General features: G+C 69.7%; 22 protein-coding genes and 3 pseudogenes. 8 read left to right on the top strand and 17 right to left on the bottom strand.

Annotated elements, in window-relative coordinates; all coding sequences use genetic code 11:
- Positions 1-150: 150 nt before the first annotated feature.
- Positions 151-673, bottom strand: a pseudogene (locus IPZ69_RS47665) (PP2C family protein-serine/threonine phosphatase).
- A gap of 20 nt (positions 674-693) precedes the next feature.
- Positions 694-1158 carry a PAS domain-containing protein gene (locus IPZ69_RS00880; protein WP_235451650.1) on the bottom strand — a complete coding sequence of 155 codons (465 nt, stop codon included), beginning with the start codon at positions 1156-1158 and terminating at the stop codon, positions 694-696.
- A gap of 210 nt (positions 1159-1368) precedes the next feature.
- Between IPZ69_RS00880 and IPZ69_RS00875 the strand changes: the two genes are divergently transcribed.
- A complete protein-coding gene (locus IPZ69_RS00875; protein ID WP_308407409.1) occupies positions 1369-2151 on the top strand; it encodes a serine/threonine-protein phosphatase in 783 nt (260 codons plus the stop codon).
- 168 nt (positions 2152-2319) lie between these two features.
- Here IPZ69_RS00875 and IPZ69_RS00870 read toward each other — a convergent pair.
- Positions 2320-3354 (bottom strand): annotated as a pseudogene (locus tag IPZ69_RS00870) (MFS transporter); the annotation flags it as partial.
- Complete coding sequence (locus IPZ69_RS00865) at positions 3351-3941, bottom strand: helix-turn-helix domain-containing protein (RefSeq protein WP_235451649.1); 591 nt, start codon at positions 3939-3941, stop codon at positions 3351-3353. The pseudogene IPZ69_RS00870 and the gene IPZ69_RS00865, both read right to left, overlap by 4 nt.
- Between IPZ69_RS00865 and IPZ69_RS00860 the strand changes: the two genes are divergently transcribed.
- Both IPZ69_RS00860 and IPZ69_RS00855 read left to right on the top strand, forming a co-directional pair.
- Positions 3940-4461, top strand: a complete 522-nt coding sequence (locus IPZ69_RS00860) for a GNAT family N-acetyltransferase (RefSeq protein WP_235451693.1) — start codon at positions 3940-3942, stop codon at positions 4459-4461. The genes IPZ69_RS00865 and IPZ69_RS00860 overlap by 2 nt on opposite strands.
- A gap of 73 nt (positions 4462-4534) precedes the next feature.
- A pseudogene (locus tag IPZ69_RS00855) lies at positions 4535-4801 on the top strand (hypothetical protein); the annotation flags it as partial.
- A 64-nt stretch (positions 4802-4865) separates the two neighbouring features.
- On the opposite strand, the gene IPZ69_RS00850 reads toward IPZ69_RS00855, so the two are convergent.
- Genes IPZ69_RS00850 through IPZ69_RS00835 form a run of 4 tightly spaced genes read right to left on the bottom strand, consistent with a single transcriptional unit; the run spans position 4866 to position 7884 of the window.
- Positions 4866-5891, bottom strand: coding sequence for an alcohol dehydrogenase catalytic domain-containing protein (locus tag IPZ69_RS00850; RefSeq protein ID WP_235451648.1), 1026 nt, complete (start codon positions 5889-5891; stop codon positions 4866-4868).
- Between the two features lie 2 nt (positions 5892-5893).
- On the bottom strand, positions 5894-6316 hold the full coding sequence (locus IPZ69_RS00845) for a nuclear transport factor 2 family protein (protein ID WP_235451647.1): 423 nt from the start codon (positions 6314-6316) through the stop codon (positions 5894-5896).
- A gap of 57 nt (positions 6317-6373) precedes the next feature.
- Positions 6374-7276 carry an MBL fold metallo-hydrolase gene (locus tag IPZ69_RS00840; RefSeq protein WP_235451646.1) on the bottom strand — a complete coding sequence of 301 codons (903 nt, stop codon included), beginning with the start codon at positions 7274-7276 and terminating at the stop codon, positions 6374-6376.
- 56 nt (positions 7277-7332) lie between these two features.
- The gene (locus IPZ69_RS00835; protein WP_235451645.1) at positions 7333-7884 is read right to left on the bottom strand and encodes a TetR/AcrR family transcriptional regulator; all 552 of its coding nucleotides are present in this window, start codon (positions 7882-7884) and stop codon (positions 7333-7335) included.
- A gap of 259 nt (positions 7885-8143) precedes the next feature.
- Between IPZ69_RS00835 and IPZ69_RS00830 the strand changes: the two genes are divergently transcribed.
- A complete protein-coding gene (locus IPZ69_RS00830) occupies positions 8144-9232 on the top strand; it encodes an MFS transporter (RefSeq protein WP_235451644.1) in 1089 nt (362 codons plus the stop codon).
- A 13-nt stretch (positions 9233-9245) separates the two neighbouring features.
- On the opposite strand, the gene IPZ69_RS00825 is transcribed toward IPZ69_RS00830, so the two are convergent.
- Positions 9246-10082 carry an oxidoreductase gene (locus IPZ69_RS00825; protein ID WP_235451643.1) on the bottom strand — a complete coding sequence of 279 codons (837 nt, stop codon included), beginning with the start codon at positions 10080-10082 and terminating at the stop codon, positions 9246-9248.
- Between the two features lie 169 nt (positions 10083-10251).
- Here IPZ69_RS00825 and IPZ69_RS00820 point away from each other — a divergent pair, with 169 nt between their 5' ends.
- A complete protein-coding gene (locus IPZ69_RS00820) occupies positions 10252-10926 on the top strand; it encodes a TetR/AcrR family transcriptional regulator (RefSeq protein WP_235451642.1) in 675 nt (224 codons plus the stop codon).
- A 48-nt stretch (positions 10927-10974) separates the two neighbouring features.
- Here the strand turns inward: IPZ69_RS00820 and IPZ69_RS00815 are convergent, their stop codons facing one another.
- Positions 10975-11322, bottom strand: coding sequence for a thioredoxin family protein (locus tag IPZ69_RS00815; RefSeq protein ID WP_235451641.1), 348 nt, complete (start codon positions 11320-11322; stop codon positions 10975-10977).
- A 91-nt stretch (positions 11323-11413) separates the two neighbouring features.
- Complete coding sequence (locus IPZ69_RS00810) at positions 11414-11707, bottom strand: hypothetical protein (protein WP_235451640.1); 294 nt, start codon at positions 11705-11707, stop codon at positions 11414-11416.
- Positions 11708-11928: 221 nt separating this feature from the next.
- Between IPZ69_RS00810 and IPZ69_RS00805 the strand changes: the two genes are divergently transcribed.
- Positions 11929-12495, top strand: a complete 567-nt coding sequence (locus tag IPZ69_RS00805; RefSeq protein ID WP_235451639.1) for a hypothetical protein — start codon at positions 11929-11931, stop codon at positions 12493-12495.
- Between the two features lie 318 nt (positions 12496-12813).
- The gene (locus IPZ69_RS00800) at positions 12814-13311 is read left to right on the top strand and encodes a low affinity iron permease family protein (protein ID WP_308407408.1); all 498 of its coding nucleotides are present in this window, start codon (positions 12814-12816) and stop codon (positions 13309-13311) included.
- Positions 13312-13375: 64 nt separating this feature from the next.
- Here IPZ69_RS00800 and IPZ69_RS00795 read toward each other — a convergent pair whose 3' ends face one another.
- The 6 genes from IPZ69_RS00795 to IPZ69_RS00770 form a co-directional block, all read right to left on the bottom strand.
- Positions 13376-13939, bottom strand: coding sequence for a hemerythrin domain-containing protein (locus IPZ69_RS00795; RefSeq protein ID WP_235451638.1), 564 nt, complete (start codon positions 13937-13939; stop codon positions 13376-13378).
- 491 nt (positions 13940-14430) lie between these two features.
- Positions 14431-14910, bottom strand: coding sequence for a LysR substrate-binding domain-containing protein (locus tag IPZ69_RS00790; protein ID WP_235451691.1), 480 nt, complete (start codon positions 14908-14910; stop codon positions 14431-14433).
- Positions 14911-15104: 194 nt separating this feature from the next.
- Positions 15105-16808 carry an NAD-dependent malic enzyme gene (locus tag IPZ69_RS00785; RefSeq protein ID WP_235451637.1) on the bottom strand — a complete coding sequence of 568 codons (1704 nt, stop codon included), beginning with the start codon at positions 16806-16808 and terminating at the stop codon, positions 15105-15107.
- Positions 16809-16984: 176 nt separating this feature from the next.
- The gene (locus IPZ69_RS00780) at positions 16985-17443 is read right to left on the bottom strand and encodes an SRPBCC family protein (RefSeq protein WP_235451636.1); all 459 of its coding nucleotides are present in this window, start codon (positions 17441-17443) and stop codon (positions 16985-16987) included.
- A 367-nt stretch (positions 17444-17810) separates the two neighbouring features.
- On the bottom strand, positions 17811-19073 hold the full coding sequence (locus IPZ69_RS00775; protein WP_235451635.1) for a DUF6545 domain-containing protein: 1263 nt from the start codon (positions 19071-19073) through the stop codon (positions 17811-17813).
- Positions 19073-19723: a hypothetical protein gene (locus tag IPZ69_RS00770; RefSeq protein WP_235451634.1), complete on the bottom strand. Its 651-nt coding sequence runs from the start codon at positions 19721-19723 to the stop codon at positions 19073-19075. The genes IPZ69_RS00775 and IPZ69_RS00770 overlap by 1 nt, the downstream gene beginning before the upstream one ends.
- A 382-nt stretch (positions 19724-20105) precedes the next feature.
- Between IPZ69_RS00770 and IPZ69_RS00765 the strand changes: the two genes are divergently transcribed.
- Positions 20106-20765, top strand: a complete 660-nt coding sequence (locus tag IPZ69_RS00765) for a hypothetical protein (protein ID WP_235451633.1) — start codon at positions 20106-20108, stop codon at positions 20763-20765.
- Positions 20766-20858 lie beyond the last annotated feature (93 nt).

The raw sequence follows: 20858 nt of genomic DNA, 5'->3' as shown, positions 1-20858 counted from the left end.
ATGTGCCTGCTCTGCCTCCACTTGCCGCGCGGCACCGTGATTGACCTGGGGCAACAGTCCACCTTTCCCGTAATTCGCGCCCCTACTATGCAGTCGAATTTCCGAGAAAGTAAGGCTTGACTTACCTGCGGGCGTCAGCCCTCGGTGTCGTCAGGTGCGTCGGACGACCAGTACGGCCACGTCGTCGAGGTGGTCCACCGCGACCGCGGAGTCGAGGATGCGGTCGGCGATCTCCTCGGCGTTCAGTCCGTCATGGAGGGCCGCGCCGGCCTGTGTCCCGGCCAGCTCCAATCCGGCGTCCAGCGTCAGGCCCGGTCCCTCGACCACACCGTCGGTGACGATGACCAGGGCGCTGTCCTTGTCCAGGGTGAAGGTCTCCTCGCCGTACTCGGTGTCGGGCAGGACTCCGAGGACCGGACCGCCCGGCAGCTCGTGGATGTCGTAGCTGCCGTCATCGTGCGCGCACAGCACCGGCACATGGCCGGCGCTGGCGCCGGTGACCTGCCCGTCTGGCGAAGCGTGCCGCGCCCATCGAGACGAGCAGTTGGTTGATGCGGGTCAGCACGGTCGCGGGATCCGTTTCGGCGGCGGCGATCGCGCGTATGGAGGCGCGCACCTGCCCCATGGCCGCGGCGGCGTCCACGTCGTGCCCCTGGGTGTCGCCGATCTCCATCGTGACGGTGCCGTCGGGCATCACGAAGGCGTCGTACGAGTCGCCGCCGATGTCCAGCCCGTCCCGGCTCGGTCGTACATCCACAGACCGAGGTCGGCGGACTTGGTGGCCAGCCGGAACGGGATCAGCAGACTCGCCAGGACGTTACGCGTATCCAGAGCGTGCAAGAAGACCAGCTGCTCGTCACCGGCGGGATCCTTGACCTGCCGCGCCTCAAACAAACGGGCGACGGACGCTCCGCCTCGCCCGGAGAACTCCAGCACTCGCATCGCGACCGCCGTCGTCCTGGCGGCGTGGGTCACGAGTCTCTCGACCGACAACCGCTGGCCTGCTGGCCACAGCTCCGCGAAGTCATCTCCCAGGCAGTGCTGTGTCGGCTTGCCCAGGGCCTTGGCCATCGCCGCGTTGATGCCGGCGATCGTTCCGGCCAGCGTCAGAAGAGCCGCCGGGTCAGCCACTCGGAGAAGTTCGTCGGAGGCGTCCATCTGTGACGCCTTGGCCCATATGAACGTGGCCTCACCACCGATTCTCGCGTTTCCTTTCTGTGAGTATTTGTTTCTTCAGTACCAATATCATCCAGAAAATAGTGCGCTGCGCCCAATGGCGGCTCTGCTCGCCGCTCCTAACCTCGTGCGTACGACGACACGGTCCGGCGGCTGGCCGAGGAAGACGCCGACTCCCAGGACCCGACCCGCGTGTCCGGCGCGACCTGTCTGTATGCCGTCTACGACCCCATCACCCGCACGTGCGCCATGGCACGGGCCGGACATCCACCGCCCGCGATCATCGACCCGCACGGCAGGGTCACCTTCCCCGACCTGCCCGCCGGAACCCCGCTCGGCGTCGGGATGGGTGTCCCTTTCGAGGCCGTCGAGCTGGAACTGCCCGAGGGGAGCCGGCTCGCCCTGTACACCGACGGCCTGATCGAGAGCCGCGACCACGACATCGACGCCGGCATGGAACACCTGGGCGGTGCCCTGGCACACCCCGGCCTGTCCCTGGAAGACCTCTGCTCTTCGGTGATCGAGACCTTGCCGCCTCAGTCACCGTGCGACGACGTCACCCTGCTCGTCGCCCGGACCCATGCGTTGAGCCCGCGCCAGACCACGTGCTGGGAACTGCCCGCCGAGCCGGCCGTCGTCGGCCGCGCTCGTGCCTTGGTCACCCGACAACTGACCGAGTGGGGACTGGATCGTCTGGAGGCGTCCACCCAGCTGATCGTCAGCGAACTGGTCACCAACGCCGTTCGCCACGCCGCCGGTCCGATCCTCCTCCGCCTGACCCGGCACCAGGTCCTGACCTGCGAAGTGTCCGACAGCAGCAACAGCTTCCCCCGGCTGCGCCACGCCTGCAGCGCCGACGACGGCGGCCGCGGCCTCTACATCGTCGCGCGCCTCTGCCGGCGCCACGGAGCCAGGTACCTGACGAGCGGCGGCAAGACCGTCTGGGCCGAACAGGACCTCGACCCCGGTGTCTGAGACAGCGGCCATGCCGAGAGCTGATTCCCGGCCGTGACCATGGGTCCGTCGGGTGCCGGTGTGTCCGAGCGCGGCGGCGAGGAGCAGCGCGGCCAGGGCGGTGAGGGTGGTGCCCCGCCAGCCGAGGATGTCGAGCAGGGGCGCGGCGAGGGCGGTGCCGACGGCGCCGATCGTGAAGTAGAGCACGAGGTAGACGCTGCTGAGGCTGCCGGAGCGGTCCGGGTCCAGGGCGATGATCCGGCTCATGTTGGCGGCCTGGGCGGCGAAGCAGCCGGCGTCGAAGAGGGCGAGGCCGAGGGCTGTGACCGGCGGGGTGTCCAGGCCGGTGGCCAGCAGGATGGTTCCGGCCGCGGCGGCCAGTAGGCCGGCCGTGATCACCGCGGCCGGAGTGAACCGGTCGGCCAGGCGTCCGGTGAGCGGGAGCGCCGTGAAGCCGAGGAGTCCGGCCAGGCTGTACAGCCCGATGGCGGTCGGGTCGAGCGAGTGGGGCGGTCCGGCGAGGGCCAGGGCCAGGCCGACCCACAGCAGGTTGAAGGCGAAGTACCACAGACCGCCCGTCGCCACCGCGTGCCGCAGTTGCGGGAATCGGCTCAGCAGCGGGGGGAGTTGGGCGAGGGCGGCGCGGTAGCCGTGGTCGGCGTGCGGGCGCTGCCGGGGGAGGAGTGCGGCGGCGGCGACAGCGCCGAGGAGAGCGAGTGCGGCGAAGACGAGGAGCATGCGCCGCCAGCCGAGGAGGTCGGTGAGGGCTCCGCCCACGAGGCGGCTGAGCAGGATGCCGGCCGACATGCCCGCGGCCACGGTGGCGACGCCGGTCGCACGGTGCCCATGCGGGGCGTGGCGGCCCGCGATGCTGCTGGCCTGGGCCGCGACCCCGGCGGCAGCGCCGATGAGCAGGTAGGCGGCCAGGAGCACGGCGGCGTTCCGCGCGGCCGCGGCCAGCGTGAGGGCCGCGGTCAGGGCGGTGAGCTGCGCGGCCACCAGGCGGTTGGGGGCCAGGCGGTCGGCGAGGGGAAGCAGGAGCGCGAAGCCGGTCATGCAACCGACGAGCGCGGCGGTCGGTACGAGTCCGATCACGGAGACGGGGACGTCCAGTTCGGCGCCGACACGGGTGAGCGCGGGCTGGATGGCGTAGTTGTTCGCTATCGCCGTCCCGGCTATGCAGGCCAGCAGGAACGTACCGCCCCGGGGGAGCGCGCCGGTCACGGCCGTGCGCCGCGGGTGAGGACGACGGCGTAACGGCACTCGGTGTCCGTGGTGTTGGCGAAGACGCGGTCGGCGGGCTCGCCGAGTTCGATGGTGTCGCCCGCGTCGAGCTCGTGCACGACATCGCCGTCGTGGAAGGTCAGGTGGCCGTCCAGGACCCAGACGAGCTGGCGTACGAAGGCGAACGCGGCCGCCGGATAAGGCACTTGGGCGCCCATGGGCAGGCGGATCTCCGCGACCTCCGCGGGGAAGTGCGGGCCGGTGATCTGGCGGCGCCGATAGCCGGTGCCGGGGTCCCGCCACTCGGCCGTGTCGGTGCGGCGCCGTACGCCTGTCGCGCCCTCGGTGTCGTCCGGCGCGCCTTCGGCGAGGGCGAGGAGGGAGGCGATGCTGAGCTGGAAAGCGGCGGACAGCTTGCCGAGGACGACGGCGGTGGGGCTGCTCTCACCGCGCTCGATCCGGCTGATCATGGCCTGCGACACCCCGGAGGCGTCCGCGAGCTGGGACAGGGTCCACCGGCGGCGTTCCCGTTCGGTGCGGACTCGGGCCGCGATCTGCCCGACCAGAGGATCTACTATGTTGGACATGAATCCAATATACGAGAGAAGCGCTCCGGTCGTGACGGTGCGCGGGGCGGAACCGGGCGACGCGGAAGCGGTCCGCGCGATTCGTAACCATGCGATCGAACACTCCACGGCCCTGTGGACGCAGACCCCGCAGTCCCCCGCCGAGGGAGCGGCCTGGCTGGCGGCCCATCTGGAGCGCGGCTCGGCGTTCGTGGCGGAGGCGGAGGGCGAGGTGGCCGGATTCGCGGTCTATGGACCGTGGCGCGAGCTGGACGGCTACCGGCACACGGTCGAGGACTCGGTCTACGTCCGCGAAGGCCGGCACGGGCTGGGTGTCGGGTCGGCGCTGCTGACCGCGCTGATCGCGTCGGCGCGCGAGGCGGGCCATCACGTGATGATCGCCGGCATCGAAGCCGAGAATGCCGCATCGGTTCGGCTGCACGAACGGTTCGGGTTCCAACATGCCGGAACCGTGCGAGAGGTGGGCACCAAGTTCGGCCGCTGGCTCGACCTGACGATCATGCGGCTGTCGCTCGACTGAGTCGCGCGAACCCGGTCAGGACGTGGGCGCGGGACCCGGCGGCAGATGAACCATCATGACCAGGTGGCAGGTCTCGGTGCCCGAGCCGCGGCCCGGCGAAATCATCTACGCGGACACCACCGGGGTCCTGACGCGCCACTGGAACCACCGCGACGCCCACCGCACCCGAGTCACCGAGGACTCCAGGCGCGTCGTCTTCGTCCTCGAAACCCTGCACGCGACACGCGACGGCGACCTCCTCAAGGTCGCTGCGGACGAACTGCAGGGCCTGCTCGCCCCGCACGCCGAACAGACCGTCGCGCACCGTCTCGGCCCGGCACAGCCCCAGGTCGCCGCCTGAGAGCGCCCCGATTCCCGACGAGAGGCCGTACCGGCCGAGGGGGAGCCGTACCCGCCGACGGACGTCAGCCGGTGGTGAGCACCATCCGGAAGCGGGCCTTGCCGGCGAGCATCTTCTGGAAGGCCTCGTCCACGCGGTCCAGCGGCACGGTCTCGGTCATCGGCCGGATGCCGTGCAGGAGGCTGAACGCCATGGTGTCCTCGATGTCCTGTGCGGTGCCGGCCGGGTGGCCGCGGAGGACTCGGCCGGTCATGAGCAGCTGGACGGGGTTGACGCCCAACGGTGTGAAGTCCGCCCCGATGACCACGAGTTCCCCGCGCGGGGCGAGCCCCTCCACGGTGGCGGCGATGGCCTCGGAGTTTCCGGCCGTGGCGATGACGACCCTGGCGCCGCCGAGGGACTGCAGCGCCTCGCCGACCGGGGTGCCGGAGGTGCTGTCGACGTAGTGGTGGGCGCCGAGCTGCTTGGCGAAGTCCGCCTTCTGGGGGCCGCGGGCGATGGCCACGGTCTCGAATCCCATCGCGACCGCGTACCGCACGCCGAGGTGTCCGAGGCCGCCGAGGCCGAGCACGGCGACCAGGTCTCCGGGCCGGGCGGGGCTGCGCCGCAGCCCGTTGAACACGGTCACGCCCGCGCAGGCCATGGGCCCGGCGTCGGTCGCCGCCAGTTCGTCGGGGATCAGGGCCAGGGCGTCGGCGGGCACGACCACCTTCTCGGCGAACCCGCCGTCGTACGTCCACCCGGGGACCTTCAGATTGGCGCAGACCATGAAGTCGCCCTGCCGGCAGGGCTTGCAGTGCCCGCAGCTGCCGCCGAACCAGCCGACCGCGACCCGGTCGCCGATCCGCAGGCCACGGTCCTGGGCGCCGTCGCCCAGCTCCTCGACGCGTCCGGCGATCTCGTGCCCGGGTACCTCGGGGAACGAGACGCCCGGCAGTCCGGCGGTCACGAATTCCGCGTCGGAGTGGCAGATGCCGCACGCCTCCACAGCGATCCTGACGTGGCCGGGTCCCGGCTGCGGTACCTCGCGCTCGGTGAGCTCGAGTGTGCCGTTCGGGGCGGTGACCTGTGCGGCTCGGTAGGTGCTCATCTTCAGCGCTCCTCGGGGAAGTCGTCGCCGTACATGGGCAGGCCGCTCACGGACTGTTCCCGGGAGGCTTCCTCCTCGATCACGTCCCAGTGCTCGGCCAGGATGCCGTCCTCAAGGCGGAGGAAGTCGGCGGCGATCCACGGGGCGGGCTCGCGGTGCCCCGAGAATCGCCCGCGCACCATGACCATGTCTCCGTCCGCCATGACCAGTTCGCATTCGTGCCGCAGCTCCGGCGGGAGGCCCTTGACCATGTCGAAGAGGCCGTCCCTGCCGGGTGCGATGTGGGCGCTGTGCTGGATGTAGTCGGGGGACCAGAACCGCTCTGCGGCGGCGTAGTCACGCCTGTTGAACAGGGTGTCGAAAGCTTCGCGGACGATGTCCTTGTTTCTGTCTTCGACGACGTTCCTGTCTTCGACGACGCTCATGGGGTGACCACCTTCCGTCTGTCGTGGGAGGAACCTTTGAGTCGGCGGGGCGGGTGTCTAGTCGATGAACACGCTCCATGCGACGGCGTTGAGGTTGTCGGCGAGGAAGATGTCGGTCCCGCCGAGGCGCTTGTCCCAGGGCGGCATCAGCTCCGCCGCGTGAGCGACGACCGCGTCCATCCAGACCTTGAGTTCCGCCTGCCGATTGCTCTCCGGCACGGCGGCGGCCGCGGTCTGCTTCAGGTCCACCGTCCGCAGCGCCTCGGTGGCGGCGGCTCTCAGGTCGCGCAGGTACTCGCGGTTCGTCTGCACGTCCTCGGGAGTGCCGTACAGGGACATGTGACCGGTCACGATGGTCTCGAAGTCGTACTCCAACAGCTCGTCCATGGCCTGGAAGTAGGCGGGTACGTGAGCGGAGAGGAGGAGACGGAAGAACGGCGCGTTCTTGACGGTGAAGCTGTCCATCGCGGCCATGGCCTTCTGTTCCGGGAGGTGGATGAACAGATTGCCCGCCTGGTGCCAGTCGCCCGTGTAGTCGAGGACGAACCTGACTCCGTCGACACTCAGCTCTTTCCTGGTCCCGCCGAAGGTCTCGTTGGGCAGGGGCCGCCGGTCGTCCTGCGCTTCCTTGATGAACCGGGCGGTGAGCTCGTGGGCGATGATCTTCAGGCCGCTGCGGTCCAGCAGGTGGGCCGCGCCGATGTGGTCGGCGTGCGCGTGGCTGTAGATGAGGTGGGTCACCGGTTTCGGGGTGACCTCCTCGATGGCCGACAGCAGGTGGTCACCCAGGACGGGAGGGGCGTCCACGAGGACAACGCCCTTCCCGGTCACCAGGAACATGGTGTTGATCATTCCCTGGGTGATGCCGTGGACACCGCCGCCGAGGTCGGTGACGACGAAACCGCCTTCGAGGATGTCAGGGCCCCGAGCGAACTCGGGCAGAGGAGCGAATGCGGTCATCTCGCTCTCCTTTCCGCTGGTGACGGCCTCAGGCTCGCGATCCGGCGGGTGGGCGATCAGCCGGACCGGTCGCAGAGATCGTCGACGTACGTGCGCGCGTCCACCTCGGACAGCGTCCAGGGCAGGAAGATGACCCGGTAGATGATCGGGGCCACCACCCGGTCGATGACCTCGTCGCCGGTGAAGCCGCTGCCGGGCCGGGTGGCGAAGCCGGCCGCTTCCGCCCGCCGGTCGCGCAGGCAGTCCGACTCGCTCTCACCGGCCGCGGCGGCCCCGCCGCGCAGGAGCGCGGCGTTCACCGGCGTGCTGTAGTGGCTGATCAACTCCTGTGCCCATACGGTCAGATCGGCACGCAGGTCTCCGGTGTCGGGCAGGCCGCGGTCCGGGTCGAGGCGGTAGGTCGCCAGGTCGTTGATCATGGTCCGCGCGTCGCCCCACCGTCGGTAGATGCTGGAGTGATTGACTCCCGCGCGCTCCGCGACCATCGGGATCGTGATCGCGTCGCTGCCCTGTTCGGCGATCAGTTCCTCGACGGCCTTCCTGATGGACATCAGCACCAGGGCGCTGCGTCCGCCGGTACGCCGCCGCGGGGGTGATTCTGCAACCATGCCTCCACTGTAACGCACATTTCTTGGCTTTAACTCTCGGACGGGTCTATGGTGGCCCTAGGTGTTAACGCACAAAGCTTGGCATTAGGAGGCTCTGGGATGTTCCGTACCGCATCGACACACGAACGCGGCCCCGGCCTCGCGGCGTTTGGGCCCGCCAGGTCCCGCCGGCTGCTTCCTTCCTCCGTGGCGTTCGCCGGCTCGGCCGCCGTCTTCGCGGCGCTCTATCTGGCCGCGGGCGCACCCCACCCCGCTGCTCGTGGTCTTCGAGCAGCAGTGGCACTTCCCCGCCGGGGTGCTGACCGTGGCCTTCGCTTCGTACGCACTCGGCCTGCCGGCCGCCCTGCTGGTCGCCGGATCGCTCTCCGACCACGTCGGGCGCCGGCCGATCCTGATCGGGTCGCTCCTGGTGGAACTCGCGGCGATGCTCATGTTCGTCCTCGCGCCCGACATCGGCTGGGTCATCGCGGCCCGCACCGTCCAGGGCGTCGCCACGGGTGCGGCCACCAGCGCCTTCTCGGCCTCGGTCGTGGAGCACGCCCCGGAACGGCGCAAGAAGCTGGGCACGATCGTCACCAGCATCGCTCCGGCCGGCGGACTGGGCCTGGGTGCCCTGTTGACCGGCGCGGCGATCCAGTTCAGCTCCCATGCGACGGTGATCGTGTTCACGGCCCTGGCGGTGATCATGGCCGTGGGCACGGCTGTCGCCGCCTTCTCCGCGGAGACGGTTTCCCCGCGTCCGGGCGCGGCACGCTCCCTGATTCCCCGTGTCTCCGTGCCCCGGGCCGCGCGTCGGGAGTTCTTGGCAAGCATCCCGGTTCACATGGCCGCATGGATGCTGGCCGGACTGTTCATGGGGCTCGTGCCCACCATCATCCGCGACCTGCTGGGCCTGCACAGCGGTCTGTTGAACGGTGCCACGGCCTTCGTCGAGCCTGCCACGGCCGCCGTGGCAGGCCTCTTCCTCGGCCGGCTGACCTCACGCCGCACCATCTTCGTGGGCGCCGCGGGCGTACTGCTGGGAACCGCGGTCATCGAGGCCGGCGTCGCCGCCGGAACGCTCTCCCTGCTGTGGGTGGGAGGCGTCATCGGCGGCCTGGGCTTCGGCGCCTCGTTCTCCGGCGCCGTCCGTACCGTCGCCCCGCTCGTCCAGCCCCATCAGCGGGCCGGGCTCTTCGCATCTGTCTACCTGGTCGCCTACCTGAGCTTCGGCGTGCCGGCGATCGTCGCGGGACTCCTGATCGCCCCGCTCGGACTGCTGAACACCGTCCTCGGCTACGGGGTCGCCATCCTCGTCGCGGCGGCCTTCGGGCTGGTCGCGCAGTACCGCGTCGAGAGGCGCCGCTGACAGCGCGTGCCCGTCAGGCCGGGACCCCGGAGGCGCGCTTGATGAGCGCGTCGAACGTCCGGTCCGGGAGGATCCTGCTGAGGAAGACCAGGGGAGTGGCGCCGAATCCGGCCCGGTAGCGGGTCTTCGGGCGGCGGGCGGTCGCGGCCTTGGTGACGGTCCTGGCGATGACCGCGGGCGGCGAGGTCATACGGCCGCCTCGGGAACTGCCCTCCAGCGTCTTCGCCATCGCCTCGGCCTGCTTCGCGTAGGGACCCTGGCCGCCTGACGTGTGGCGGAGCTTGTCGGCGGCGATGTCGCCCCATTCGGTCTGGATGGAGCCCGGTTCGACGACGGTCACATGGATGCCGAACGGTCGGGTCTCCATGCGCAGGGCGTCGCTGAGAGCCTCGACGGCGTACTTGCTGGCGTGGTACCACGCGCCCAGGGGCGTGGTGAACTTCCCGCCCATCGAGCTGATGTTGACGACCGTGCCGCTGCGCTGGGCACGCATGTGCGGCAGGACGAGCTGGGTGAGGCGGGCGAGGCCGAAGACGTTGACCTCGATCTGGGCGCGGGCCTCGTCCAGGGGGACGTCTTCGAGGGCGCCGTACGATCCGTATCCGGCGTTGTTGACCAGGACGTCGATACGGCCCTCCGCGTCGATGACGCGTTTGATCGCCGCCGTGAGCGAGGCCTCGTCCGTGACGTCCAGGGACAGGGTGTGGACGCCGTCCTCGGTCAGGGCGGCCATGCGATCCACGCGGCGGGCGGCGCCGTACACGGTGTAGCCGGCTTCCTTCAGATGGCGGGCGATGGCTTCGCCGATGCCGGACGAAGCACCGGTGACCAGGGCAACCTTGCGAGACATGATCGAAAACCTCATTGGGCGTAGGGCGCGGCGGTGAGGCGGCGCTCACAGGGGTTTCATCGCCGTGCCGGGGTGCGGGCCGCAATTACAGACCTGCGGTCTCTTTCGACTCGAACGTAAGAGACCGCAGGTCTGCTGTCAAGAGACCGGTGGTGCGTAACATGACCGCATGACCTTCCAGCGCGCGCGCAACCAGGAGCAGCGAGAGATCCGACGCCAGGCGATCCTGGACACCGCGGCCGCGATGCTCGACGAGATGCCCGTCTCGGCCATCAGCCTCAACGAACTGAGCCGCCGCGTCGGCCTGGCCAAGTCCAATGTGCTGCGGTACTTCGAGTCCCGCGAGGCGGTCCTGCTCGACCTCCTCGTCCTCGCCGCCCGGACGTGGCTCGACGAAGCCGCCGAGCGGCTGCCCACCCGCATCGACGCCGGAGCCGGCCCGCGGGAACGCGCCGAGACCTTCGCCGCCGACCTGGCCGATTCCCTGGCGAGTCAGCGCGTCCTGAGCGACTTGATCAGTGCCCAGGCCGGTGTGCTGGAGCACAACGTCTCCACCGAGGTCGCCCTGCGCTACAAGCGCGCCGCCCTGGAAGGCCTCATCGGCTTTGCGGATCTGATCCGTCGCGCGCTTCCCGAACTCGACCAGGACGCCGCCGCCGAGGCGGCGCACACCGTCATCGTGCTCATCGGCGCTCTGTGGACGCACAGCCACCCGGCCCCCGCCGTCAGGGCCGCCTACGAGGCCGACCCCTCACTGGTCGTCCTGCGCCTGGACTTCACCGAGGCTCTCGGCCGGTCGCTGGCCGTCTACCTCACCGGACTGCTCGCGCGGGCCGGGTACTGACCCGCACGATCACCAAAGCCGGGGGAGAGGCCTCAGGGGGTCGCACCGTCATGCGCTCGGCACGTCGTCGCTGGGACAGCCGGCGGGCAAGCCCGCGGCCGCCAGCGCCTGCCGCAGGTCGTCCACGGTCGGAGCGCCCTCCAGGGGCCTGCCGTTCGGGCCTCGATAGAGCCGGCAGGACACACTCGGCTCGGCACCCGGAACGGCGAACGGGTCCACGCCGTCAAGCAGTACGGTCGGCGAGCCCGTCATGCCCCGCCGCACGGCTTCGGCCTCGTCGGCGACCTCGACCAGCTCCACGACGGCGGGGCGCCCGGCCAGCGCCGCCGTGATCCGCTGCCGGACCAGCGGGGTGTTCGGGCAGCCGGGAACCGCCAACACAGTGACTCGCATCATCTCGCCTCGTCCTCGTTCAGTACCTCAGTCGACGAGGCGGCGGTCAAGGCGCCCGTTGCGCGGGTTGCCGGCCACGGGCGCCACCACCTCGCTACGGCTGGGCCGTCTCCAGGCCCTTGAGGTTCTTGTCCACGGCGTCGCCGATCTGCTTCTGCATGATCTCGGTGGCGTACCGCTGGACGGTCTTGTCGTCCACGCCCTCGCACGAGTCGGGACGGTCGGAGGCGTCGGCCTTGTCACCGGCGGCCATGGCGTCCTTGAACTGCTTCTCCATGGCGGCCTTGCAGGCGGCGGGGTCGGCCTTGGAGTCGCCGCCACTGCCGCAGGCGGTGAGGGCCGCGGTGAGGACGAGCAGGACGGTGCAGGCGGCTGTGCGGGTCTTCATGTTTCCCCCAGGTTCGGCTGATGCTGCTGAAGGATCATGATGCACACCGTGAGGTCACTGTCCGGGCGCTGTGGCAATCCTGTGACTGAAGGGTGGCAGGGCGCGGATCACGTCGGCGGTTGTGGCTCGACGTCCGCCCGAGGGATGGGCGTCGGGCGGGTTCTCGGCCACAGTGGACGTACTCGGTCGAGGGGGAAGCCGTGGCGGGGGAAGGAAGAGCGATGACGGAACCCGGGCTGTTCGAGCTGGAATCTGTCGTGGTGGGCCAGCCGAAGCGATCACGGTGGCGCAGATACGTGGGCCCCGCCCTGGCCGTGTCCACCGTGGAGGGGACCCCGCTCGCCTGGGTCACGTTCACCGACGACACGTACTGCGTCCTCATGACGACGTCCGGCGAGTTCATCGTCCGGATCGAGCAGTTCGGGCCGGTGGAGTTCCGCTTCACCGACGCCGCGGACCGGGAGGTCGGCGCCGCCGGTGCCAGTGGACTCGTCAAGACCCGGCAGTTGAGCCTCCGGACGGAGCAGGGACGCCAACTCCTCCTCACGCGGCTGGGCCTCGTGGCCGTCGAATGGCATCTCACGGAGACCGATCCGGAAGGGGGCCCGACGCCGGAGGTTCTCGGCCGGGTCACGGTGAGCACCATCGACTCGTGGATCGGGCTGCAGCAGTACGTCGTCGAAATGGCCCCGCGCCTGGACACCTCCGAACGGCGGACCGTCGTAGCCTCGGTCGTCTGCCTGCACCAACTCCGCCGACCTCCGGGCGCCGGCGCCTCGCCGGCGTAGGAGGGGGCAAGGAGCTGGGCTGGTCGGCAAAGGCCGCCATCAGGGTGTCCGCAACCGGCCGCCTCGCCCGTCCTGAGCACGGTGCCCACCACCTTGCGAAGGAGTAGCCGCGCTTCGGGTACCCGGTGGACCCCACGTTGTGCAGGGTGTCGTGAGCTGTCGACGGGGTACCGGGGAAGGGATTCCGAAGCATCTGTGGGGAGGTCACGGAGGTTTCCATGGCACTGCGCTGCCCGCCCCGCACGGCGTCGACCGACGTGGGGGACTCCAGTCGGCCGTTCGTGGAAGAGCCGATCGAGCTCGCCCACCGTACGCATTGTGGCGCAGCCCGTCATCGCCCATGCCTTCCCTGTCTACCGGCTGACCGGACCGGCTCGACGGGCGCCGTCCGGCGGAACGGCGAGGCTTCACGATCCGGGCCCCGCCCCCGCACCACAGGATGATCGAATGACCACCCCGCACCCGGCGGAGCGCTCACGCAACGGCCGGGGCTGGTTCGAGCGGTTGGCCGAAGAGGCCTCGAACTTCACCAGCTCCATGGTCTTCTACGGCCTGTGCCTCGCGCTCGTAGCCGCCTTCATCGCCATTCATGCCGCCGGACTCGCGCTGGGCTGGCAGTTGTTCATCGGTGACGTCATGACGTCGGTCAACCTCCTCCTGCTGGCCTTGCTGAAGAACTCCGAACGCCGTGCCGAGCATGCCATCCAGCGCAAACTCGACAGCATCGCCGCCGCCCTGCTCGAACAGAAGGAGGGAGAAGCGGGCCAGGCCCATGAGGACCTGCGCAAAGCGATCCGGATGGAGGAGAAGCTCTGACGCCGAAGGAGGCGAAAGTCCGGCGCCTGGGCCGGCTCACGCCTCCTTCGCGTGCGCTCTGCCGTCAGTCGAGCTTCCCGCGGCCGCTCATCGCATCACGCAACCGGTCGACCAACCCCACACCCGGTGCCAGCAGTTTGTTCGCCGGCGGCTCGTCCGGGGCGGAAGGGTGTGGGCGGGTCGGCGCGATCTTCTTCGCCCGGCGGACCTTGTCACCCAGATCGTCGAGAGCGCCGGGGGGACAAGCCGCGCGCAACCTCGGGAAGAGGTTCTGTTCCTCGTCGGACAGATGCATCCGCACCTCGCTCATCAGCGAGCCCATCAGCAGGTCGAACCGCGGGTCGTCCGCCTCGCAGCCCTCCAGGTCCTTCATGATCTGCTCGGCCTTGGAGTGATCCTCGATCTCCTTGTCGGCCAGTGCGTCTCCACCCGCCACGTGTTCGCGCACGGCCGGGTAGAGGTAGGCCTCCTCGGCCACCGAGTGCCGGACCAGCTCCATCGTGGCCTGGTCGGCATACACCTTTCGATCCTTGGCACCGGGCGGCAACGCCTCGATCTTGCCGAAGATCTCCTCGACTTCCCGGTGATCGGTGACCAATTCGTCGATCACATTTCCGCCGTGTCCCATGTCGTCACCTCCGGTCACACCGCGGCGGTCCGGACGGATCCGCCGCGGCCCCGAGTGCCCGCCGTCGGCGGGCTCACACGAATGCGCGTCAACCGCTCCGAATTCGTGGTGAAGGGCGCAAGGCGCAGAGCAACTTGTGGTGAGTCCTGGCCGATCGAGGGTACTCGCTCAGTCCGGCGGTGACTGGGAAAGGAATTGCCGCGCAGCCGCTTGAAACACTTGAACAGCTGGTTCCGCAGCGGCCCCTGCGGAAACGAACCGATTCCTCGGTGCTCCTCGGTCCCGAGTCCGGTGGGCTGAATGTCCCCGACACAGAAAGTAGTTGAGTTCCGTGCCAGCGCGCACTGTGAAGAACGAAGTCCTGCGCGTGCCCGAAACCGGATGGGCGAAAGCTCATCACTTGCGCGGCAAGGGCGTCCGCACCTGCGTTTCCCCCGTCCGGGACACCAGTTCCCCGCCGTCGCGGCATACGAGCGTCGAGTGCAACATCATCAGGGGAGACGACTGACCGGACGAGCAAACAAGGCTTCAGGTAATTCCCATAGCCGTCCCTCCTGCTTCCGCCGCCGTACGCAACGCGTGGTCCATGAACCGCTTCGGAGCCGGCGGCAGGGTGCGGGAGGCCAGCCAGGCGATACCGATGTCGGGCACAGGGTCTCGGTGATGCTGCGCAGGCCGTAGCCGGGCTTGAGCACGATGAACTGCTCGTCCGACACCTCGGCCGGCCGGACCCGTCGGCGCTGAGCGAGGCGGTGGCGGGCGGGGACCGCGAGCCAGAGGGGTTCGACCAGGAGACACCGCCAGGCGATGAGCGGGTGGCGGGGGTCCTTGCTGGTGATGATCAGGTCCGCGGTGGCGTCGAGGAGGATCTGAGCCAGGCCGTTCTCGTCGGACTGGTGCAGTTCGAAACGGACGCCGGGGAAGCTCTGGCCGAAACCGGTGACGAGCTTCGGTACGAGCCAGGTGCCCAGGGTGTGCAGGAAGGGCGGGCTGGGTGATGTGAGCGTCGGCCGCAGCGTCGGTCACCGTCACACCCCCGGCCACGGCCTGGAAGGAGCGCAGCACCTGCAGATCCATGCCCCTCATTCCTTCACTGGCGGCCGCCGTGCCATCTGCCGCAGGTGGCCGCGAGCGGCCGTCGTGCGGTCACCGCGTCCCCGGGATGTCACACGGCCTTGATGGGCGGGTAGACCGGCTGCCACATCGCGGCCCTGACACGGTCCTCGATGGAGTCGTCGACGGCAGCGTGGGCGACCCCGTCGGCGGCCGCGGCGCGGGCGACGGCCACGGCGACGGCGGCTGACGTCGCCCGGAGCTGGTTGGTGAGGGGCAGGATCGGGGCGCCGGGGGCGGTGGCGTCGGTCTGCCCGGCGACCGCGTGCGCGGAGGCGACCAGCATGCTGTCGGTGATGCGGTCGGCACGGGCGACGATCGCGCCCAGGCCGAGGCCCGGGAAGATCAGCGCGTTGTTGGCCTGGCCGATCTGGTACCGGACGCCGCCGAACTCGACCGCGGGGAAGGGGCTGCCGGTGGCGATCAGCGCACGGCCGTCGGTCCAGGCCAGCAGGTCGGCGGGGACGGCCTCGGCCAGTCGGGTCGGGTTGGACATCGGCAGGATGATGGGGCGCTCGGCGTGGGCGGCCATCGTACGGACCACGTCCTCGGTGAAGGCGCCGCCCTGGCCCGAGGTACCGATCAGGACGGTCGGCCGGACCCGCTCGACGACCTCGGCCAGCGGGATGCCGCCCACCTTCTCGTCCCGTCGCCAGTCGGCGACCTGGTCGGCCGGGCGGGCGTAGCGGACCTGGAAGTCGCGCAGTCCCTCCTGGCCCTCGGTGAGCAGGCCGTAGCGGTCGACGCCGAAGATGCGGGCGGTGGCCTCCTCGGCGTTCAGCCCATCGGCGACCATGGCGTCGCGCAACTGGTCGGCGATGCCGATGCCGGCGGTGCCCGCGCCGAAGATCACGACGCGATGCTCGCGCAGCGGCACACCGCTAGCCCGCACGCCGGAGAGTACGGCGGCGAGGTTGACGGCGCCGGTGCCCTGGATGTCGTCGTTGAAGGTGAACTCGCTCGGGCGGTAACGGTCCAGGATGCGGCGGGCGTTGGCCGGGCCGAAGTCCTCCCAGTGCAGCAGGGCGTTGGGGAAGAGGCTGCGGGCGGTGGTGACGTAGGCGTCGATGAAGGCGTCGTACGTGTCCCGGTCCACGCGCGGATGCCGGTTGCCGAGGTAGAGCGGGTTCTCCAGGAGTTCCTGGCGGTTGGTACCGACGTCCAGCATGACCGCCAGCGTGCGGTTCGGGTCCACGCCGCCCGCGGCGGTGTAGACGGCGAGCTTGCCGACCGAGATGTCGATACCGCCCACGCCCCAGTCGCCGATCCCGAGGATCGCCTCGCCGTCCGTGGCGACGATCAGGTCCACGTCGTTCGGACCCAGGTCGGCGGCCTTCAGCGCGCGCTCGATCTCCTGCGGGGCGTCGACCGACAGGTACACGCCCGCCGGGCGCCGGTATTCGTAGATGTAGCGCTCGATCGCGCTGCCGACGGTCGGGGTGTAGACGATGGGCAGCATCTCGTCGAGGTGGTCACCGAGGAGGCGGTAGAAGAGCACCTGGTTACGGTCGTGCAGCGCCGCGAGATTCACGTTCTTGGCCAGATCGGTCGGCTGCGCCGCGTACTGCTGGTACGCCCGTTCCGCCTGCTGCTCCAGGGTCAGCACCGCCGGCGGCACCAGGCCCACCAGGTCCAGTGTCTGCCGTTCCTCGCAGGTGAAGGCGGTGCCCCGATTGATGCGCGGCTGGGAGAGCACGGCACGTCCGCGCGCGGTCGTCTCGATACGTCCCTCGGTCGCGTTCCATCGGGTGTTCATGATCGACTCCTTGTCGCTACCGGTATCCGTGATGTCGGCAAGAGTCGATCGCCCGGCTCGCATACGTCCAATGCCTGGAATCGAGGTGATCAATGAATCTCAGGCATGTATGGTGCGGCACCTGCGGGTTTTGCCTTTTCTTGGCGTGTGTTCCGTCGGGGCCGCTCACGTATCCGTCAGCCCGGCTCGATCGCCGACTCGGCCGCTCCCTTGATCCGGGCGCCGAAGCCGTCGGCGTCCTTTCGGGCCGCGGAGAGGGCCAGGCCGACGAGCAGCTTGCCCAGCCCGTGGCCTTCCAGGACGTTGAAGATGCGGACACGAGTCCGGCCGCCGGGCAGCGACTCCAGGTCGTATCCACCCTCGCGTGCCGTGACGCTGTTCTTCGACACCTCGGCCCACCGGAGCTTCACGGGGGCTTCGAGAGCGGTGATGCGGATCTCCCGGGCGGTCTTCATCCCGGCGTCCTTGACCGTGCTCCGGAAGACCGTACCCACGGCGGTCGCGGTGTCCGGGACCCGCTCGATCCTGAGTACCCGGGGGCTGAACTCCGGATCGTTGCGTCCGTCGGCGAGGTAGACGAACACCTTGTCGATCGGCCGATCGACCTCGACCGTCGCCTCGAACTGTCCTGACATGGCCACTCCTGATCGGTCGAGCCGAGACGCGCCCGCGCCGCGTCGGCAGGCGTCCGCCGGACCGCTGGATGACGTGGGATCCGCCTCGCGCACGCGTGCAGGAACGCGACAGCCGCGCCGCCCATCGTGTCGTAGCGTCACCGCGACATTACGGGATCGGCGGGCCTCCCGCGAGGCGGAGAGCACGACGATGACGGGGCGGCCCCGGAGGATGGCGGCAAGGGCAGTGATCAGTTCGGTCATGGCGAACCGGTCGCCCAGGCACTTGTGCTTGCCCGCACCGACGGCGTCACTGAACGAGCGAGGCCGCCTCCAGCGCGGCGCCGGAACGCATTTCACGGATGGGCAAACGACGTTGTGCCCGGAACTACCGCCGGCGCTGGAGATCAGCCGATTCCTGCGCCGCACGGGCGAGGTCGACGGCTTCGGCCACGGTCGGATGCCCCAAGTGCTGTGCGACGCGGACGAGATGCTGCCGCTCGGCGTTGGGTTCGACATCCGTGCCGGGGAGTCTGGCAAGGCGGGCGCTCCCGGGCAGGGGAGCCAGGAGAGCGTCCCGGCACTGGACGGCGTGCCGCAGGGTGGCCGCCGCTTGAGCGGCCGTCAGATCCCCCTTCCGTGGACGGGGTTCCGTCCCCGATGCGGCGAGCCTCTCGACGGCCACCGCCGGAAGGGGGTGCCACCAGGGGCTGAGCCGTCCGGCCCCGTCGTGGATCTCCGCCATCAGCGAGTTGAGGTCCGCTCCCGTGTCGAAACCGTTCCACCACGACCACCGGGGCGCGAGCACGAGCTTGGGGTGTTCGGTGCCGTCGTCGGTGTCCTCGGGCCGCACCACCAGGGCGTGCAGGTTCTGCAGGGTGCGCAGATCCCTGCGCTCGGCGCGCCTGGAGCGCAGCACGAGGGACGCGAGTGCCACGTTGGCGGCGACGCAGCTCAGGATGGTGGCCAACCAGGCGCTCTCGGCCACCGCGTCGAGCCGTCGGGGTCCGGCGGCGGAGCCGATCATCGCCGACGCGTTCAGGACGACGTTCACCAGGTTGAAGCCCAGGCCCAGGGCGAACCAGCCCAGCCCCTTCTTCAAGTTCTCGACGAGGTCGGGTCGGCCGGGGATCGACATCGTCATGCACGCGCGCACGGTGACCACCACGGTAGTGATCAGCGCGGTCCAGTACACGAAGTGGAAGGCGCGGACCTCGGGAACGTCGGCGTAGACGGCGGCGAAGCGCAGCGGGGCCGCCGGTCCCAGTGCGGCGTGAAAGTAGAGGACCGTCATGGCGGTGATGGCACCCGCGTACACGGGCGCCCACCGTGCGGCCGCGTGGCGCAGGGCCGCCGGACTCCGCCGATCGGGCTGCCACAACTGGATCAGGGCGTGAGCGTGGGCGACGCACACCAGCGTGGCGCACGGGACCAGCAGCGCGCAGAGGTTGGGTGAGCGCAGCAGCGCGCCCACGGACCGGTACACAACCGGCGTGGCCAGCAAGAAGATCATCCCGGCCCAGATCAGGACGGAGGCGGTCAGCCGCAGGGTCCACTCGCGCTGGCGGCGCAGGGCGAGTGCCTTGACCACGCCCAGTCCCAACGTGAGAGCCGCGATGATCAGGTTGACGACAGTGACAGCGGGGTCCATCAGATCGCACGTCGGTTGCTGAAGGCGCTGGCCAGGGAGCCGGTGCTCTTGCTGGTCGGATCCAGGTCGAGCAGCGGCAGGACGACCCGGGCGAAGAGCTCGCAGGTGAATTCCTCGTCGTCCGGGTAGCCCGCCCTGAGCTTCGCCGGACGGGTGAGGATCTCCGCGCGGACCCGGGCCGGGAGCGCGGACATCTGCTCTTCGAGACTCTGCAGGGTGACCCCGTCGAAGTGCCGGTGCACGGCGATGGAACAGTCCGAGCCGGTAGCCCCGCCTGCGTTGAACGGCAGTAGGTGGCGCACCTCGTGCAGCAGGACGTGCGCCCTGTGTCGGGGGCTCAGCCTGGTGCTGATCGCGATGTAGTCCTCTTCCTCGCCCAGTACGGCCATGCCGCTCACCAGCGGTGGGAGGGAGTCCAGCGGAATCGGCTCGATCGTGCGGCCGCCGCGCAGTTCGGCGACGGCGTCCAGGACGTCCTGGACGCTCGCTCCCGGCCGCAGGCCGAGATCGTCGTGGAACACCCCGGTCGCGGCTCGCTGTTCGCGGTGCCAGGAGCGGTGTTCACGCCAGGCGGCGCCGACTCGGGCGGTGGCCTCGGTGATGCGGGCGAGGCCGGCGCGGCGTGGGGAGGGTGCGCCGGTTGCGGTCATGGGAGGGTCAGTCCTCCCGCCGTGGACGAAGGCGGCCGTACACGGAGCGCGGCGCTGCCGCGTCCGACAGGGGCGCGTAGTGGGGCGCCCGGGCATCACGGTGCATGGACCGTCTCAACTCCCCGTCCTGCGTCAGGTGACAGCCTGTGCACGCTGACCTGCGGGGCGAGGTTATCAGTGTGCCCGTGCCCGGTCCGCCGTCGGATGCGCAAGGTCCGGGGGTATCAGAGGGATGGGTCATCGCACGGCCCGAGCCGTCGTGAGCCTGAGGCAGCACCGGCCGAATAGTTGTCAACAAACGGATACGCGTTCTGGTCGGAGGTGCCACAACCCGGATACTCTGCCGGCGTCCGCGTCCTGCCAGGCCCCTGGAGAGCCTCCCGTGACCGATCTCCCCCGCGAGGTGACCGCGGCCGATATCGCCAAACTGCTCAACAGTGTCGACAGGGCGGCATGGCGCGTGGGGTACGACAGCCGGGACAGCGTCCTCGACGCCGACGAGATCTCCGTGGCGACCGGCATCGCGTCGGCCCGCGTGGGTGAACTGCTCGACGGCGCCGAGCCCGAGCAGCCACCCCGGGGGCACGACGCAAGGGAGGCCTACTACCGCAGACTTGTGGGCCGGCGGCTGAATCTCCTGAGGAGCAGGGCCGAGGAAGCGGGCGAGGCGCAGAGCTACCGCCGGATCGGTGACGAGGTCGACCTCTCCCACACGCTGGTGGGCCACCTTGTCAACGGAACGCGGTCCGCGAAGGTCGACTACAGCAGCCCGCTGGAGGAGCGTTACGGTGTGCCGCACGGTTTCCTGTCGAAGCCGGAGGGGTCGGCTCTGGCCGAGCACCTGACGAAGATCAAGGACGGTCTTCTCGCCGGCGCGCTGCACAGGGGGATCCGCATGCTCGGCGGGCAACGAGCCGCCCTGCGGCACACCGGCGACGCACCTCCCACGATGGAGACCCTGCTGGAGGCGCTGGACGACCTGATGGCGGCCCGCACGGACATCCAGGACTCACAAGCCCACTCCGAGCCGGACGGGAAGTAGCGGACACAACGCACAGCGCCCTGTATTCGAATGTTGACAGCGCGCGTTGTGTTACCTCAGGATCACGAGTGGCTGTATTCGTCGGCTGTGACG

The sequence above is a fragment of the Streptomyces olivochromogenes genome, assembly GCF_021538895.1.
GTDB lineage: Bacteria > Actinomycetota > Actinomycetes > Streptomycetales > Streptomycetaceae > Streptomyces > Streptomyces olivochromogenes_A.
This window is presented reverse-complemented; position numbering and strand designations above follow the sequence as displayed.